Source organism: Mycobacterium heidelbergense (assembly GCF_010730745.1).
GTDB classification, from domain to species: Bacteria; Actinomycetota; Actinomycetes; order Mycobacteriales; family Mycobacteriaceae; genus Mycobacterium; species Mycobacterium heidelbergense.
Map to the genome: position 1 here is coordinate 1,179,573 of NZ_AP022615.1, position 17,094 is coordinate 1,196,666.

The following is a 17,094-nucleotide window of genomic DNA, read 5'->3' on the forward strand; positions in this document are numbered from 1 at the left end:
ACGCCCCTCAGCCCAGGGTGAGGATGCGCGGCCCGGCGTCGGTCACCGCGACGGTGTGCTCCCAGTGGGCCGCGCGCGACCCATCGACCGTCGTGACGGTCCATTCGTCGTCGAGCACCACGGTTTTGCCGGCGCCCAGGGTCAGCATCGGTTCGATGGCCAGCACCGAGCCCGGGGCCAGCAGCGGCCCCCGCCCGGGAGGGCCCTCGTTGGGCAGGAACGGGTCCATGTGCATGTGCCGCCCGATGCCGTGGCCCCCGTAGCCCTCCACGATCCCGAACGCGCGGCCGTAGCGGGTCTCGGCCGCGCGCGTGCCCGTCTCGATGGCGTGCGCCACGTCCGTCAACCGATTACCGGCGACCATCGCCGCGATCCCGGCTTCCAGCGACTCCCTGGTGGCCTGGCAGAGCGCGTCGTCGGCCGAATCGAGGGTGCCCACCCCGAAGGTGATCGCGGCGTCGCCGTGCCAGCCGTCCAGCACCGCGCCGCAATCGATGGACACCAGGTCACCGGGCGCCAGGATCTCCGCGGCCGACGGGATGCCGTGCACGACCCGGTCGTTCACCGATGCGCAGATCGACGCCGGGTAGCCGTGATAGCCCAGGAAAGACGGTGTGGCACCGGCTTCGCGGATCACCGACTCGGCGATCTGGTCGAGACTCAGGGTTGACGTCTCCGCGACCGCGGCCGCGTGGACCGCCCGCAGGGCGGCGGCGACGACGGCACCCGCGGCGGCCATCGCGTCGACTTCACCGGGGCTGCGCTGCGGCACGACCCTGCGACTACGCAGCCGCGCCAGCGCGCTCACCGTTACTTGCCCAGTTCTGATGGGCGGCGACCCGCTGCGCCCGGCTCCGCCGCGCTTGCGATCGCCCCCAACGCGCGCAGCGCCCGGGCGAACACCTCGTCCACCGTGCCGACGGCGTCGACGGTCTTCAACTCGCCTTTCAGCTGGGCACCGTAGTACTCCAGCAGCGGCGCGGTCTCGTCGCGATAGACCTTCATCCGGTTGAGGATGACGTCGTCGGTGTCGTCGGCGCGGCCGCGCGCCTTGAGCCGTTGCAGCAACTCGTCCCGCGAGACGCGGAACTCCACCACCGCGTCGATGTCGGTGCCCCGGCGTTCGAGCATTTCGTGCAGCGCCTTGGCCTGCTCCAGCGAGCGCGGGTAGCCATCCAGGATGAAACCGTTGGCCGCGTCGGGATCGTTCAGGCGGTCGTCGACGAGCTGGTTGGTCAGGTCGGAGGGCACCAGGTCGCCGGCGTCCAGGTACCGCTTGGCCTCCAGCCCGAGCTTGGTGCCGTTTTCGATGTTGCTCCGGAACAGCTCACCAGTGGAGATTTGCGGGATACCGAGCTTCTCGGCGAGCTTTTGGGCCTGCGTCCCCTTGCCCGCCCCCGGTGGCCCCAGCAAAACGACTCTCACTTGAGGAACCCTTCGTAGTTGCGCTGCATGAGCTGGCTCTCGATTTGTTTGACCGTATCCAAACCGACGCCAATCATGATCAAAACCGCAGTGCCACCGAACGGCAAATTCTGGACCGCCCCGCCGTTGCCGATCTGCAGGAACAGATTGGGCAGGACGGAGATGGCGCCCAGGTAGATCGAGCCCGGCAGCGTGATCCTGCTCAGCACATAACGCAGGTAGTCGGCGGTCGGCTTGCCCGGCCGGATGCCGGGAATGAACCCGCCGAACTTCTTCATCTCGTCGGCACGTTCGTCGGGATTGAACGTGATCGACACGTAGAAGTACGTGAAGAAGATGATGAGCCCGAAGTAGATGCTGATGTAGACGGGATCGCTCGGGTCGGACAGGTATTTGCCGACGAACTTGTCCCACCAGCCGTTGCCCAGGCCACCGCTGCCGCTGCGGACCAGCTGGGTGATCAGGTGCGGAATGTAGATCAGCGACGACGCGAAGATGACCGGGATGACGCCGGCCTGGTTGACCTTGAGCGGCAGGTACGTCGAGGTTCCGCCGTACATGCGCCGGCCCACCATGCGCTTGGCGTATTGCACGGGGATCCGGCGCTGGCCCTGCTCGACGAACACCACGCCGACGATGATGATCAGCGCGGCGGCGCAGACGGCGGCGAAGATGACCCCGCCGCGGCTGTCCAGGATCTGTTTGCCCTCGGCCGGAATGCGGGCCGCGATGCCGACGAAGATCAGCAGCGACATGCCGTTGCCGATGCCGCGTTCGGTGATCAGCTCACCCATCCACATCACCAGCGCCGCGCCGCTGGTCATCACCAGCACGATGACGACCAGGGTGAAGATGCTCTGGTCGGCGATGATGTCCAGCGAGCAGCCCTGCAGCAGCCCGCCGTTGGCCGCCAGCGCCACGATGCTGGTGGCCTGCAGCACGGCCAGCGCGATCGCCAGGTAGCGCGTGTACTGCGTCATCTTCGCCTGGCCGGACTGGCCCTCTTTGCGCAACTCCTCGAACCGTGGGATGACCACGGTCAACAGCTGCACGATGATGCTGGCGGTGATGTAGGGCATGACGCCCACCGCGAACACCGTGAGCTTGAGCAGCGCGCCACCGGAGAACAGGTTGATCAGCGAGTAGATCTGACCGGCCTCGCCGCCGCTGGCCTCCTTGATGCACTGCTGCACGTTGGGGTAGTTCACGCCGGGCGAAGGCAGCGCCGCCCCGACCCGATACAGGATGATGATGCCCAGCGTGAAGAGGATTTTCCGTCTCAGGTCGACTGTCCGCAGCGATGAGATGAAAGCCGAAAGCACTCTTCCTCCTGCGCAGCCGGGGGTCGTCGTCCTGCATCACGCGCCCAACTCCCGCAGGCCAGGACGTACGGCGTCGCGCGTCAAACGTGTACGAGACTAACAGCTGGTCTGGGCGGGCCGGTTCAAGACCCATGTAAGACACAGGACGACGACAGCCGCGAGGCGTAGAGTGCTGGTGGCTCGTTGCATTTGCTAAGTAAATGGGGGCACCATGACACGCACCGATCAAGACACCTGGGACTTAGCCTCGAGCGTGGGCGCCACGGCCACCATGGTTGCCGCGGCCCGCGCGCTGGCCAGCGCCGAAAGCAACGCGATCATCAATGACCCGTTCGCGGCGCCCTTGGTGCGGGCGGTCGGCCTCGACTTCTTCATCCGCCTGGTCGACGGTGACGTGGTCCCCGAGGCGGACGACGGCGCCGAACGGGACTTGCAGCTCGAGACCGATTCGATCGCGGTCCGCACCCGTTTCTTCGACGACTTTTTCCTCAACGCCGCGCGCGACGGTGTGCGGCAATCGGTGATTCTGGCCGCCGGCCTCGACGCGCGCGCCTACCGGCTGGCGTGGCCGACCGGGAGCGTGGTGTACGAAGTCGACCAGCCCAAGGTCGTCGAGTTCAAGAGCGCCGCCATGGCGAACCTGGGCGCCACCCCGGCCACCGACCGGCGAGCCGTCGCCATCGACCTGCGGGAAGACTGGCCGGACGCCTTGCGCGGCAACGGATTTGACGTGACGCAGCCGACTTCGTGGAGCGCCGAAGGCCTGTTGATGTACCTTCCGCCCGACGCGCAGGACCGGCTCTTCGACAACATCACCGAGCTCAGCGCGCCCGGAAGCAAGCTGGCCACCGAATACCACGGCGACTCCGGCCCGACGATGACGGAAAGGGCCGAGCAGTTCAACCGGCGGTGGGCCGGTTTGGGGTGCGACATCGACCTGTCCGGACTGTTCTTCGACGGCGAGCGCAGCAACGTTGTCGACTACCTGGCCGAGCGCGGTTGGCAGGTGACCACCCGGCCGCGGCGGGAATTCTTCGCCGATTACGGCCGCGTCTTTCCCGACGACGAGACGTCCCAGCTCCGCAACATCATCGCCGTCACCGCGACGCTGGGCTCAGCGCATTCGTGATCAGGCGGCACGCCTCTTCGACCAGAACTAACACCAAACCACAGGAAGTCGGCTATCGCCCTGCAGCGCCACCCACCACCAACGACCCGTCGCTGTGATGGCGAAGAGCGGGGGCAACCCGCAAGTGGCTAAGGTGATCCGAGGTGTGATCATCACCCGCGGCAAGGTCGGCCGCGTAGCCGTCTTCACTTCCCTGCGTGAAGACGGCAGCCGCGAGGGGTGCCCGAGTGGTATGGGATCAGCGAATCGAGTGCACAGCGTGGCCTCCAGGAATTGCGCGAGGTCGGTCTGCTGAATCGCTCCATCAGCTACAAACCCACTCCGTTGGAGAAAATCCCGATGCCGAGGTCCACCATTACACGCTGGTACCGCCGTTCGGGCGCACCGAGAAGCGCCGGCTCAGCGTCGTCCCGAAGAGCGTCAGCGCGTGATCGCCAGAGCATCACTTGCCGCTCCAGCAGCACAGTCGGACATCTGGGGAAGCAACGGATGACAGCCGTCACATCAACAATCCGCCCAACTCGGTGTAGAGTTGTCGGGGTAAGCCCTGAGGCATTCCCGGCGCCAGCAATGGTGTGTCTGGCCCCTCAGGGCAAAACGCTTTTTAGGGCCTAACGATGGAAGCCCACGACCTCCTGAGTTTGGACACCCTCGGCGATTCTGACGTGGCGTAGTTCTCTGACCTGCTGTTTCTGTCGCGCGGGTGGGTGTTTTGGGGTACTAACCGGGTAGGTTCGTGCGGTGGCGTACGTGCGGAAGGTGCGCACTGCCTCGGGTGCGGTGGCGGTGCAGGTAGCGCGCAAGGACCAGGGCAAGGTGGTGATCCTGGCGCATCTGGGCTCGGCGCATACCGATGCTGAGCTGGGCATTCTGCTCGATGTGGCCCACCAGGTGGTGCTTGACGGTCAGGCCGCTCTTGACTTTGAGGTCGGTGCTCGCGCTCAGTCGATGGCTCGGGTGGCCGACTTCCGGGAGCGCGCGTTGCTCGTTGCGCCGGTCCGGCCCAGCAACCCAGCAGCGGTGGTGGCACCGGGGCGCACGCTGGGCACCAGTTCACGACTGCTCTATGACGTGCTGGCCCACGTGTATGACTGGCTCGGTTTCGGCGAGGTCGGCGATGAAGTGTTGCGGGACCTGGTGATCGCCCGGATCGTGGAGCCGACCAGCAAGATCGACGCGCTGCGAGTGCTGGCCGACCTCGGAGCAACACTGGTGTCGTACAAGACGATCGACCGCCACGTCCGCAGCCTCCATGCCGGCCCGGCCCGGATGTGCTCGCCGCGAAATGCTTTGCGCATTCCCGTGATTGCGGCGGTCTGTCACTGCTGCTCTATGACGTCACGACCTTGCATTGGGAAGCCGAGAAAGAAGACACGCTGCGCCGGGTTGGCTATAGCAAGGACCGCAAGGTCGACCCTCAGATCGTCGTCGGACTGCTGGTGGACCGCACCGGGATGCCTTTGGAGATCGGCTGTTTCGAGGGCAACACCGCCGAGACGACCACCATCGTGCCGATCATCCGCGGATTCGTCGAACGCCACCAACTGCAAGGGACGCCGATGGTGGTGGCCGCTGATGCCGGGATGCTCTCAGCGGCCAACCTCAAAGCCCTCGATGAGTTGGAGTTGTCGTTCATCGTCGGCTCCCGAATGACCAAGGCGCCTGGGGATCTGGAGTCCCATTTCCATTGGAACGGCGATGTTTTCACCGACGGGCAGATCATCGACACCGTCACACCCCGGCACGGAAACAGCACCGTCAACGACTGCAACAAACGTGCTGAGCCGGTCTGGGACCCCGAAGCCCACCCGGGCGCCTGGCGGGCGGTCTGGGCGTACTCGGCCAAACGGGCCCGCCGCGACCAGAAAACCCTGGCCGCCCAAGAAACCCGCGCGAGCCATCGTCGACGGCTCCAAGCAGGCCAAGACCGCCCGGTTCGTGAAGGTCCGCGGCGATGACCGGGCCATCGACGAGGCCAGCTTGGCCCGTGCCCAATCGCTGGTGGGCTTGAAGGGGTATGTGACCAATGTGCCGGTCACCGTGATGACGGCCAGCGAAATCATCGCGAAATACCACGACCTGTGGCACGTGGAGAAGTCGTTTCGGATGTCCAAGAGCGACCTGCAGGCGCGGCCGATGTTCAACCGGGTGCGTGACGCGATCGAAGCGCACCTGACCGTCGTGTTCGCCGCCCTGGCCGTCTCTCACGTCATCCAGTCGCGCACCGGCATATCCATCGCCAAAGCCGTCAAGGCGCTGCGACCGCTGCGCAGCGCCACCATCAACATCAACGGCGCCACCCAGACTTTCCCACCGGACATCCCCGACCCCGAGCGCAGGATCCTCACCGACCTCGGCTTCAAACCCGGGTACTAAGCCAAATGTCCAAACTCAGGTCCAACAGCACAGTCGGACATCTGGGGAAGCAACGGATGACAGCCGTCACATCAACAATCCGCCCAACTCGGTGTACAGTTGTCCGGGTAAGCCCTGAGGCATTCCCGGCGCCAGCAATGGTGTGTCTGGCCCCTCAGGGCAAAACGCTTTTTAGGGCCTAACGATGGAAGCCCACGACCTCCCGCTGGAAAATCTGATCTCCCCGCTCGCTACCAGCGCTATCGCGCGGCCGCCCGCGGCGACACCGCACGTGCCGCACGGCTCTACATGTGGAACTGCGAACTTTCCGCCGCCTACTGGCCTTCGATTGCGCTCGTCGAGGTCACCATCCGAAACGCCATCGATATCCAGCTCTGCTCGCACCTCGGCGTCACACGCGAACACGGGTGGCACGCTGAGATCCTCGCTGACCACCCGCGAATTCACCTCACAGACAAAGAACGCGAGAAGATCAAGAAGTCCCTCGACGCCTTCGACCGCAAGAACAACCCTCCCGGTCAGCCCCGCCGTGTGGAACCCACCGGTGGCGATATCGTCGCCGATCTCAGTCTCGGGTTCTGGGTGTCCCTTGTCGGAGAAGGCATCCCCCGCCGGCATGCAAACGTGTACGACTATTTCCAGAAGCTCTGGCGGCCATTTCTTTACAAAGCTTTCCCGCACTACGGCCCAGACGGCCGAAACTCGCCGGGCCCATTGCGCAACGACCTACGCACCTTCGAACTCCTCCGCAACCGCGTTGCCCACCATGAGCACATCTTCACCCTCAACCACGTCCACAACCTCGACAACATCATCGACATTGCGGGGTACATCAATCCAGATCTAGCGGACTACATCCGCAGTAACCAGCAGGTCACCGCGGTGACCGGTCGATACAGCAGTTACGTCCTTCAGCAGCCACACTCACGTTCCCAACGCGACAAGCCGCACTGACCTCCTATTTCAAACGCCACCCACACAACCAACTCAATCAAACGCACTGGTGTCGTGGTTCGGGACGCCGGCGAGCGCAACGACGTGGTGGCCTACCTGGCGGACCGGGGCTGGGAGCCGACGGTACACGGCACGCCGGAGCTGTACGCCGACAACGGCTTTGAGTTTCCCGACGCGCCATCCATGGTCGCGTTCGGCGATATCAAGTACGTGACCGCGACGTTGACGTAGCGCCTAGCGCGGCTCGGCGGCCGGAGCGCGGACGACCATCGGCACCGCGGGGAAACACCACGCCATCTCCGAGCGCGACTTGCGCAGCGCGGCGGTGCCATAACCCCTCTTGCGGTAATCGGGGTGGATCCAGATCCGCACGTCCACCTCGCCGCGCACCAGCTCGCCGAACACCATTCCGACCTTCTGCCCGGAATCGACGGCCACGAACCAGGCGGCCTCTTCGTCGTCGACCCGCCCCAGCGCCGCGATGATCTCATCATCGAGGTTGCCGGCCGGCCCGCCGGATCCGTCGCCGGCGCCCATCTCCGCGGTGCGGGTGGCGAAGATGTCGCGGTCCTGGTCGGCGGAGAAGGGCCGGAGCTCGAGGGTCTCCCCCGAGCTTGCCGGGCGCTCCTTGAGGGTGAAGCTCAGCTGCTTGTTCAGGTCCTCGAGTTCCGCCAGGATCTTCCGGCGCGAGTCGATGGTGAGCTGATCGAAGGACATGCTCATCACCGCTTCGGCGGCCGGGTGGGACGTGTCGAGCAACCGGACGATCGACTCCACTGCCGCCGCCTTGTTCTCGGACTCCACCACGACGTCGGCGATTTCGTGCCGACGCTCGAGAGCCTTCAACAGGGCGTCTGCGATCTCCCGACGGGCGGCTTTGCGGTCGTGGTCTGTCATTGCACAAGCCTAGAACGCCGCCGGAGGCAACGCGCCAGATCGTCGGCTTCCCAGCTCCAGGAACCGTTGGTAGCGATCCTCGACCGCGCCCGCCCAGGCGGGATCGGGCTCGACGACGCACCCGGTGGACGCCCAGCGCGCGGCATCGGCGATCGTGGTTTCCAGGCCGACTGCGATGCGCCCGAGGAAGGCCGCTCCCAGCGCCGCCCCCTCGGCCACCGCGGACACCTCCACCGGCCGGCCGGTCGCGTCGGCGACGGCCTGCATCCACGGCCGGACCCGGGTGCCGCCGCCGGCCGCGACGACGCGCGACACCGGCGTCCCGCCGAGCTCGATGAGCTGACGCACGACGAAGCCCGACGCCTCGTAGGCGGCCCGCCGCAGCGAGGCGGCGTCCTGGGTGAGGTCCAGGGCGTCGAGCACGGCCCGACGATCCGGGTCGTGGAACGGCGTGCGCTCCCCCCGTATGTAGGGCGACCACACCGGCACCCGGCGCGGATCGGCGGCCTGGACATCGCCCGGCCCGAGCAGGCGATCCACCCAGCCGAGGAACAAGCCGCCGGCGTTGCTGGCGCCGCCGATCTGGCTCTTGCCGGGAGTGGTGTGCGGAATCGTCCACAGGCCGGGCACCTGCCGGTGCTCGGCGATGGTCGTCCACACGATCAGGGTGGTGCCGCACAGCACCAGCACGTCGCCGTCGTGGTCGGCGCCGGCGACGAACTGCTCGCACAGGGCGTCGATCGCGCCGGTCGCCAGCGCGGCCCCGGTCCCCCGCACCTGCCCGACGGCCGCTCCGATCGTCTCCACCCGCGGCATCTGCTCGGGAGCGGCGCCACGGTCGGCGCAGGCCGCCGGACTCCACGCGGTGCCGTCGAACAGGGGGAAGGCCGTGGCGGCGGTGGCGACGTCGATCACCGCCTCCCCGGCCAGGGCGTGGTTGGCCACCGCGGGCGCGGGCCAGTATCCGGCCGCGCCGGGTGCCCGGGCGGCCGTCCAGCGCAGGAACTCGGCGGTCTCGCCCAGCGCCGGAAGCGGCTGGCTGTCGGCGCCCGGCGCCCGGCCCCTGCCGTCGCCGTACAGCAGCCCCGGCGTGATCGGCTTGCCCGCGGGGTCGACGGCGGTCAGCGACGGCACCATCGCCGAGACGGCCACCGCGCGCGCGTCCGGACAGCCCAGCCGCTGCAGGGCCGTCAACGGGCCGCGCCGCCACGCCTCGTCGGCGTCGTGCTCGAGGAGGTCGGGCGCGGGCACGCGCAGCCGGTGCGGAATGCGTGCCCGCGCGGCCACCCGGCCGTCGGCGTCGGCGGCGACCGCTTTGACCGCGGTGCTGCCGATGTCGATGCCGATTGTGAGGGGTTCGCGTGACACTGGCGTCACCGTACGCCAGCATTGGGGGTCGTGACGTCAAGACCGCGCGCCCTGGTGACGGCCCCGCTACGTGGGCCCGGGTTCGCCAAGCTCCGGGAACTGGCCGACGTGGTGTACGACCCTTGGATAAGTGAGCTTGAGCAGACCCCGCTGCGGATCTATAGCGCCGAGCAGCTGGCCGAGCGGATCGTCGGCGAAGGCGCCGATGTCGTTGTGGTGGAAAGCGACTCGGTGCGCGGCCCGGTGTTCGAGCTGGGCCTGCGCGCGATCGCCGCCACCCGCGGGGACCCCAACAACGTCGACATCGAGGGAGCCACCGCGGCGGGCATCCCGGTGCTCAACACCCCGGCGCGCAACGCCGACGCGGTCGCCGAGATGGCGGTGGCCCTGCTGCTGGCGGCCACCCGGCACCTGCTGGCGGCCGACGCGGATGTCCGCGGCGGCAACATCTTTCGCGACGGCAGCATCCCGTATCAGCGGTTTCGCGGCTGGGAGATCGCCGGGCGCACCGCCGGGCTGGTGGGCCTCGGCGCCGTCGGCCGCGCGCTGCGGTGGCGGCTGTCCGGGCTGGGCATGCGGGTCATCGCCCACGATCCGTACCACGACGAGGCGCGCCACGGCCTCGACGAACTGCTGGCCGAGTCCGACGTGGTGTCCCTGCACGCGCCGGTCACCGACGACACCGCCGGGATGATCGGCGCGCGGCAGTTCGCGGCCATGCGCGACGGCGCGGTCTTCCTCAACACCGCCCGGGCCCAGCTGCACGACACCGACGCGCTCGTCGACGCGCTGCGCGGCGGTAAGGTCGCCGCGGCGGGCCTGGACCACTTCGTCGGCGAATGGCTGCCCGTCGACCACCCGCTGGTGGGCATGCCCAACGTCGTGCTGACCCCGCACATCGGGGGCGCCACCTGGAACACCGAGGCCCGGCAGGCGCAGCTGGTGGCCGACGACCTGGAAGCGCTGCTGTCCGGCGGCACGCCCGCCCATATCGTCAACCCGGAGGTGCTAGCGCCATGAAGTTTGTTGACGACCCGGAAACCGCGGTGCTGGGCGCCGCCAAGGACATGCTGCGCCGGGGCCTGGTCGAGGGAACCGCCGGCAACATCTCCGCGCGGCGCTCCGACGGCAACATCGTCATCACGCCGTCGTCGGTCGACTATCGCGACATGGCGCTCGACGACCTCGTGCTGGTCGACCCCGAGGGCGCCGTGCTGCGGGCCGCGGACGGTCGATCGCCGTCGTCGGAGATGCAGCTGCACCTGGCGTGCTACCGGGCGTTCGACGACATCGGCAGCGTCATCCACAGCCATCCGGTGTGGGCGACCATGTTCGCCATTGCGCACCAGCCGATTCCGGCCTGCATCGACGAGTTCGCGGTCTACTGCGGCGGCGACGTCCGGTGCACCGAATACGCGGCGTCCGGCACGCCCGAGGTCGGCGCCAACGCGGTCGAGGCGCTCGAGGGCCGGGGCGCCGCGCTGATCGCCAACCACGGCCTGGTGGCCGTGGGGCCGCGGCCCGACAAGGTCCTGCACATCACCGCCCTGGTCGAGCGCACCGCCCAAATCGTTTGGGGCGCACGGGCCCTCGGCGGCCCCGTGCCGATTCCCGAGGACGTGAACCGCAACTTCGCCAGCGTGTATACCTATCTCCGCGCCAACGCCTGATGACCGCGCCACCGGCGGGGCGAGGCGCCGTGCGCGCGGCCGAACAGCCGGCTGAAGTAGCCGGGATCGGACACCCCGACCCGTCGGGCCACCTCCGCGACGGGTAGGTCCGTTTCGGCCAGCAACGCGCGGGCGGCGGCCATGCGGCGTTCGGTGATCCACTCGCCGACGGTGCGCCCGGTGCGGCGCCGCACCACGGTGGTCAGGTGCCCCGGGGTCACGCCGAGTTCGCCGGCCACGTCGCGCAGCGACAACGACTCGGGGTGACGCCGGTCGATCACCTCGAACACCTCGGCCAGCAGCGGTTCGCCGGCGCGCCGCAGCTCGGCGACCACCGGACCCGCCAGCCGCGCGAGGTCGATCAGCAACAGCGTCAGATGCGCCAGCGCCGCCTGGCGATAGCCGTCCTGCCGCGCGAGCAGTTCGGCTTCGATCGACCGGATCGAGGCGTCCCACGCCGACCGTCGCGCCGCGGGCACCTCCAGGCGCAGGATTCCGCCGGCGTGGCCGTGCAGGAATGGAAACAGCAGCGGGTGCGCCCGCCAGGCCGGCCACGGCGATCGCGCGTCCTCGCCCAGCGCGGCCGGGTCGAAGAACACCGCGACGCCGGCGTCGCGATCCTCGAACCGCCCGGGGTCGAGCACCCGACCCGCGGCCGCCACATAGACCAGCCCGGCCGCGGGCAGGTACCAAAGAGCCGGAAAGTCGTGGATGTGGCGACCGCGTTCGACGAAATCCTCGGGGCCAGAACGCACCACCGACACCGGGGGCGTGTCCGGATCGGTCCGGTATTCATAGATCGGCACCCCCGCGCGCTGCCGAACCAATCGAGTCGGTCGCGTCATAACCACCAAAGATAGTCCAAGTTTTACCGAGGATCACCCAATTCTTTGCGAATGCAGCGGTTCACCATGGATTGCGTGACGAAACATCATCCACATGATTACCTGCCCGCCGCCGGCCACGACGCGCTGCTCCCCACGTACGACCTGATGTCACGCCTGCTCGGCATGAAGAAGGTCCACGACACCCTGATCGCGCAGGCCGAGCTCGCCGACTGCCACCATTTACTCGAAATTGGCTGCGGCACAGGGAATGTCACCGTTACGGCCAAGCGCGCCTTTCCCCACCTGGAGGTGATCGGATGCGATCCCGACCCGCGGGCGCTTGACCGGGCGAAGCGAAAGGCGGACGGCATCCGCTTCGAACAGGGCTACGCGCAACAACTCCCTTACGCCGACGGCGAATTCGACCGGGTGCTGTCGTCGATGATGCTGCACCATATCGGCGAAGACGCGAAACCCGCTGCGGCGGCCGAGGTCTTCCGGGTCCTTCGCCCCGGCGGCAGGCTGCACCTGGTCGACATCGGCGGCGACATGACCGCCAACCACGGCCTGGTGGCGCGGCTCATCAGGCGCAGCCACCACGCGGCCGGCAACCTCGGCGACGCGATTCCACGACTGCTGCGCGCGGCCGGGTTCGACTGCACCGAGGTCGCATCGACGCCGCACCGCATTCTCGGGCGATTGAACTACTATCGCGCGACCCGCCCCGCCTAACGCCCTGACGGCGGTCGCTGGTCGAACGCCACCTTGACGGCGCGGCTGTCCACCCGGCCGGCGGCGGCCAGGTCCAGGTAGAGCACCCGTTCACGCGCCATCAATCAAGGTTGCCGGGAAACGGGGGAAGCGTACAGTGGTAGAAGCTTGTTATATTGGCTAAATATTAGACTGACTAGATCCGAACAGGGGAAAACATGACTTCCACCAGGTATGAGGGCGACACCTGGGACCTGGCGTCCAGCGTCGGCGTGACCGCGACCATGGTGGCCGCGGCCCGCGCCGTGGCGACCCGCGCCGACCGCCCGCTGATCGATGACCCGTTCGCCGAGCCGCTGGTCCGGGCCGTTGGCGTCGACCTGCTCACCCGGCTGGCGACCGGCGAGGTCAACCCGGCCGACCTGAACGACGTGCACGACGGCGCCGCGGGGTCCGCCGGGGCGATGTCCCGCATGGCCGACAACATGGCGGTGCGCACCAAGTTCTTCGACGAGTTCTTTCTGGGCGCGACGCGGGCGGGCATCAAGCAGGTCGTGATCCTGGCGTCGGGCCTGGACTCCCGCGCGTACCGGCTGGCCTGGCCCGCAGGCACCGTGGTGTACGAGGTCGACCAGCCGCAGGTCATCGAGTTCAAGACCCGCACGCTGGCCGAGCTGGGCGCCGCGCCCACCGCCGAGCGGCGGGTGGTGCCCGTCGACCTGCGCGACGACTGGCCCGCCGCGTTGCGCGACGCCGGATTCGACCCGGCCCTGCCGACCGCGTGGAGCGCCGAGGGCCTCCTCGGCTACCTGCCCCCGGAGGCGCAGGACCGCCTGCTGGACACCATCACCGAGCTCAGCGCCCCGGGCAGCACGATCGCCACCGAATTCGTGCCCGGCATCGTGGATTTCGACGCCGAGCGGGTGCGGGAGATGTCCGGTTCGTTCCGCGACCACGGCGTGGACATCGACATGGCCTCGCTGGTCTATGCCGGCGAGCGCAACCACGTCGTCGACTATCTCGGCACCAAGGGATGGGATGTCGAGGGGGTGACCCGAACGGAACTGTTCGAGCGCCACGGCATCGAGGTGCCCGCCCCGGAACACGACGACCCGCTCGGCGAAATCATCTTCATCAGCGGCAGGCTTGCCGGCTGAAACCCGGTCAGAGGCTCGAGTTACCCAGCCACAGCACGCTGGCGCCGCCCAGCGTCTGCTCGATGTTGTCCGAGATGTTGTGCACGATCCCGGCGATCGAGCGGCCGAGCAGCGCCCCGAGCGCGTCCGGCAGCGACGCGGCGGCCGGTTGCGACGAGGCTCGCGGTCGCACCAAGTCCAGCAGCGACGAACCCGGATAGCCGACGACGCGGACCTCGGCGTCCTCGTCGAGACCGGCCAGGACCTTGGCCCGGCGCACCGCGGTCCGGAACCCGCCGAGCTCGTCGACCAGGCCGCGCTCGAGCGCGTCGGCGCCGGTCCAAACCCGCCCCCGCGCAACGCGATTCACCGCATCGGCGCTCAGGTCGCGGCCCTCGGCGACGCGCTCGACGAAGTCGGTGTAGAACAGGTCCGCCTCGGCCTCCCGATGCTCCCGCTGCTCCGGCGTGAACGGCGCGTCGACCGACCAGGCGTCGGCATTGGCGTTGGTACGCACGGTATCCGACCCGACACCCAGGCGGCCCTTCAGCTCGCGAACGATCAGCTTGCCGGTGATCACACCGATCGAGCCGGTGATCGTGCCCGGATTGGCCACGATCGCGTCGGCGGCCACCGAGACGTAGTAGCCCCCGGACGCGGCGACGGCACCCATCGACGCCACCACCGGCTTGCCGCGCTCCCGGGCCCTCTTCACCTCACGCCAGATGGTCTCCGACGCGGTGACCGAGCCGCCGGGGCTGTCCACCCGCAGCACGATCGCGGACACCGAATCGTCAGCGGCGGCCTCCCGCAGCGCCGCCGCGATGGTGTCGCCCCCGGCGGTGGAGGTGCCGAGCGGCAGGAATTGGGGGCCGCCGCGCCCGTTGACGATCGCGCCGTCGACGGTGATCGCGGCGAAGGTCGGCTTCGGCCGGCGGCCGGGGATGGACGGCACGGGCGGGGTCAGTCGCGACCGGGCCGCACCGGCGTAGCGCGCCAGGTACAGCCGAGGCGGACGATCGTCCTCGTCCGAAACATCTTCCACGCCAACGAGTTCCGCCATCCGGGCGTAGGCTTGGTCGCGGAATCCGATCCGGTCGATCAAACCGGAGGCCACCGCGTCATCGCGGAGCAGCGGGGCGCGGTCGGCCAGCGCGTCGAGCGCATCCGGATCGATCTTGCGCGACTCGGCGACCGTTCGCCAAACCTGTTCTTGCAGGCTTTCCAGCATCCGGGTGACGGCCTCGCGGTGGGCCTCGGTGAAGCTCGCCTGAGTGAAAAGGTTTGCCGCCGACTTGTATTCGCCGCGCGCGACGAACTGGGCCTCGATCCCCGCCTTGTCGAGCGCGTCGCGCAGGAACGTGGCGTTGCTCGCGAAGCCGATCAGCCCGACGCTTCCCGACGGCTGCATCCAGACCTCGCCGAACGCCGAGGCCAGGTAGTAGGACAGCGTGCCCGGATACGTCTCGGCCCAGGCCAGCGACGGCTTGACGGCGCTGAAGGCCGCGACCGCCTCACGCAGCTCCTGGATCGCCGCGGGCGCCGCCGCCGCAAGCTGCACCCGGGCGATCAGCCCGGCGACCCGGGGGTCCTCGGCGGCGCGGTGGATCGCGGCGACGGTGTCGCGCAGCGACATCGGCCGGCTGCCGCCGGTGATGATCGCCAGCGGGTCGAAGCCCGTCGTCTCCGGCGGGGCCGAGCGCAGGTCGAACTCGAGCACACAGCCGTCGGGTACGCCGTGATGGCGGGCGGTATCGACCCGGCCCGCGAGGGCACGGACGTCGTCGATCCCGGGGAGGGAGGGCAGGAAACCAAACATACTATGCAGGGTACCGAGCGGGCCCCGCTCCCCCTCCGAGCAGACGCAGAATCGCACGAATCCGCGCAGCGGCGTGCGATTCTGCGTCTGCTCGCGGTACTACTGGCGGTGCTGCTCGCGGTACTAGAGCTCGGTGGCCGAGCCGCCCGCGGCGGTGATCTTCTCGCGTGCGCTGCCGCTGAACTTGTGCGCGGACACCTCGACCTTGACGGTCAGCTCGCCGTCGCCGAGGACCTTGACCAACGAGTTCTTGCGGACCGCGCCCTTGGCCACGAGGTCGTCCACCCCGATGGCACCGCCCTGGGGGAACAGCCGGTTGATGTCGCCGACGTTGACGATCTCGTACTCGGTGCGGAACCGGTTCCGGAATCCCTTGAGCTTGGGCAGCCGCATGTGGATCGGCATCTGCCCACCCTCGAAGGTCACCGGCACGTTCTTGCGCGCCTTGGTGCCCTTGGTGCCGCGGCCCGCGGTCTTGCCCTTGGAGCCTTCACCGCGACCGACGCGGGTACGGGGAGTCTTCGACCCGGGCGCGGGCTTCAGGTCGTGCAGTTTGATGGTCACTTGGCCTCCTCCACCTCAACGAGGTGGCTCACCACCGCGATCAGGCCGCGCGTCGCTGCGTTGTCCTCGCGGACCACCGAATGGCGGATCCGCCGCAGGCCCAGGGTGCGCAGGCTCTCGCGCTGCTTCCAGCGTGTGCCGATCGTGCTGCGCACCTGGGTGATCTTGAGCTGACTCATGGCTATGCCGTTCCTTCCCGAGCCGCGGCCCCGGCGGGAAGACTGGCGAGCGCGTCACTTTCGCGCCGCGCCTTCAGCATCCCGGCCGGCGCGACGTCCTCGATCGGCAGCCCGCGGCGAGCGGCCACCTCCTCGGGACGCTGCAGCAGCTTGAGTGCGGCGACGGTGGCGTGCACCACGTTGATCGCGTTGTCGCTGCCCAACGATTTGGCCAGGATGTCATGCACCCCAGCGCATTCCAGCACCGCGCGGGCCGCACCGCCGGCGATCACACCGGTACCCGGGCTGGCGGGGCGCAACAGCACCACGCCGGCGGCCGCCTCGCCCTGGACGGGGTGCGTGATGGTGCCCCCGATCAACGGGACCCGGAAGAAGCCCTTGCGCGCCTCTTCCACGCCCTTGGCGATCGCGGCCGGTACCTCCTTGGCCTTGCCGTAGCCGACGCCGACCATGCCGTTGCCGTCACCCACGATGACCAACGCGGTGAAGCTGAATCGCCGACCGCCCTTGACCACCTTGGAGACGCGGTTGATGGCGACGACCCGCTCCAGGTAGTTGCTCTTCTCGCCGTCCCGGTCCCGATCGCGGCCGCCACGGCCACTGTCGCGCCGGCCGCGGCTGTCGCGGCCGTCACCGCGCGCATCACGGCTGTCGCGGCTGTCCGGGGCGGCCTGGCCGCCGACCGACTGCTCCGCCATTATGCGGTCCTTCCAGTTG

At 68.4% G+C, this 17,094-nt stretch carries 16 protein-coding genes and 2 pseudogenes; 8 read left to right on the forward strand and 10 right to left on the reverse strand.

Features of this window, described 5'->3' with window-relative positions; all coding sequences use genetic code 11:
* Window positions 1-7: 7 nt before the first annotated feature.
* From map to secY, 3 genes and pseudogenes are all read right to left on the reverse strand, one after another.
* Window positions 8-808, reverse strand: coding sequence for a type I methionyl aminopeptidase (gene map, locus G6N25_RS05575; RefSeq protein ID WP_083074978.1), 801 nt, complete (start codon window positions 806-808; stop codon window positions 8-10).
* Window positions 809-873: 65 nt separating this feature from the next.
* Window positions 874-1,425 (reverse strand): annotated as a pseudogene (locus tag G6N25_RS05580) (adenylate kinase); the annotation flags it as partial.
* Window positions 1,422-2,747 (reverse strand): preprotein translocase subunit SecY, encoded by a 1,326-nt coding sequence (gene secY / locus G6N25_RS05585; RefSeq protein WP_083074976.1) that lies wholly within the window; start codon window positions 2,745-2,747, stop codon window positions 1,422-1,424. The pseudogene G6N25_RS05580 and the gene secY, both read right to left, overlap by 4 nt.
* Before the next feature lie 211 nt (window positions 2,748-2,958).
* Here secY and G6N25_RS05590 point away from each other — a divergent pair, with 211 nt between their 5' ends.
* The 4 genes and pseudogenes from G6N25_RS05590 to G6N25_RS05605 all read left to right on the forward strand — a co-directional run bounded on the left by G6N25_RS05590 (window position 2,959) and on the right by G6N25_RS05605 (window position 7,437).
* A complete protein-coding gene (locus G6N25_RS05590; protein ID WP_083074975.1) occupies window positions 2,959-3,876 on the forward strand; it encodes a class I SAM-dependent methyltransferase in 918 nt (305 codons plus the stop codon).
* 741 nt (window positions 3,877-4,617) lie between these two features.
* A pseudogene (locus G6N25_RS05595) lies at window positions 4,618-6,252 on the forward strand (IS1634 family transposase).
* A gap of 288 nt (window positions 6,253-6,540) precedes the next feature.
* A complete protein-coding gene (locus G6N25_RS05600) occupies window positions 6,541-7,206 on the forward strand; it encodes a CAAX protease (RefSeq protein ID WP_232065702.1) in 666 nt (221 codons plus the stop codon).
* 54 nt (window positions 7,207-7,260) lie between these two features.
* Window positions 7,261-7,437, forward strand: coding sequence for a hypothetical protein (locus tag G6N25_RS05605; RefSeq protein ID WP_179961651.1), 177 nt, complete (start codon window positions 7,261-7,263; stop codon window positions 7,435-7,437).
* A 3-nt stretch (window positions 7,438-7,440) separates the two neighbouring features.
* Here the strand turns inward: G6N25_RS05605 and G6N25_RS05610 are convergent, their stop codons facing one another.
* Window positions 7,441-8,103 (reverse strand): GNAT family N-acetyltransferase, encoded by a 663-nt coding sequence (locus G6N25_RS05610; protein ID WP_083073918.1) that lies wholly within the window; start codon window positions 8,101-8,103, stop codon window positions 7,441-7,443.
* A 9-nt stretch (window positions 8,104-8,112) separates the two neighbouring features.
* On the reverse strand, window positions 8,113-9,471 hold the full coding sequence (locus tag G6N25_RS05615; RefSeq protein WP_083073919.1) for a xylulokinase: 1,359 nt from the start codon (window positions 9,469-9,471) through the stop codon (window positions 8,113-8,115).
* 30 nt (window positions 9,472-9,501) lie between these two features.
* On the opposite strand from G6N25_RS05615, the gene G6N25_RS05620 reads away from it, so the two are divergent.
* Both G6N25_RS05620 and G6N25_RS05625 read left to right on the forward strand, forming a co-directional pair.
* Window positions 9,502-10,491: an NAD(P)-dependent oxidoreductase gene (locus G6N25_RS05620; RefSeq protein WP_083074021.1), complete on the forward strand. Its 990-nt coding sequence runs from the start codon at window positions 9,502-9,504 to the stop codon at window positions 10,489-10,491.
* A complete protein-coding gene (locus G6N25_RS05625) occupies window positions 10,488-11,141 on the forward strand; it encodes an L-fuculose-phosphate aldolase (RefSeq protein WP_083073920.1) in 654 nt (217 codons plus the stop codon). Before G6N25_RS05620 ends, G6N25_RS05625 begins: the two co-directional genes overlap by 4 nt.
* Here G6N25_RS05625 and G6N25_RS05630 read toward each other — a convergent pair.
* Entirely contained in the window at window positions 11,120-11,986 is an 867-nt protein-coding gene (locus G6N25_RS05630; protein WP_083073921.1) for a helix-turn-helix transcriptional regulator, read from the reverse strand. The genes G6N25_RS05625 and G6N25_RS05630 overlap by 22 nt on opposite strands.
* 75 nt (window positions 11,987-12,061) lie before the next feature.
* On the opposite strand from G6N25_RS05630, the gene G6N25_RS05635 reads away from it, so the two are divergent.
* Window positions 12,062-12,700, forward strand: a complete 639-nt coding sequence (locus G6N25_RS05635; RefSeq protein ID WP_372506919.1) for a class I SAM-dependent methyltransferase — start codon at window positions 12,062-12,064, stop codon at window positions 12,698-12,700.
* Window positions 12,701-12,897: 197 nt separating this feature from the next.
* Entirely contained in the window at window positions 12,898-13,836 is a 939-nt protein-coding gene (locus tag G6N25_RS05640) for a class I SAM-dependent methyltransferase (protein ID WP_083073922.1), read from the forward strand.
* A gap of 7 nt (window positions 13,837-13,843) precedes the next feature.
* Here G6N25_RS05640 and sppA read toward each other — a convergent pair whose 3' ends face one another.
* From sppA to rpsE, 4 genes are all read right to left on the reverse strand, one after another.
* Entirely contained in the window at window positions 13,844-15,634 is a 1,791-nt protein-coding gene (sppA, locus tag G6N25_RS05645) for a signal peptide peptidase SppA (RefSeq protein WP_083073923.1), read from the reverse strand.
* 123 nt (window positions 15,635-15,757) lie between these two features.
* Window positions 15,758-16,198: a 50S ribosomal protein L15 gene (rplO, locus tag G6N25_RS05650; RefSeq protein ID WP_083073924.1), complete on the reverse strand. Its 441-nt coding sequence runs from the start codon at window positions 16,196-16,198 to the stop codon at window positions 15,758-15,760.
* A complete protein-coding gene (gene rpmD, locus G6N25_RS05655) occupies window positions 16,195-16,377 on the reverse strand; it encodes a 50S ribosomal protein L30 (protein ID WP_083073925.1) in 183 nt (60 codons plus the stop codon). Before rpmD ends, rplO begins: the two co-directional genes overlap by 4 nt.
* Window positions 16,378-16,379: 2 nt before the next feature.
* The gene (gene rpsE / locus G6N25_RS05660; protein WP_083073926.1) at window positions 16,380-17,075 is read right to left on the reverse strand and encodes a 30S ribosomal protein S5; all 696 of its coding nucleotides are present in this window, start codon (window positions 17,073-17,075) and stop codon (window positions 16,380-16,382) included.
* Window positions 17,076-17,094 lie beyond the last annotated feature (19 nt).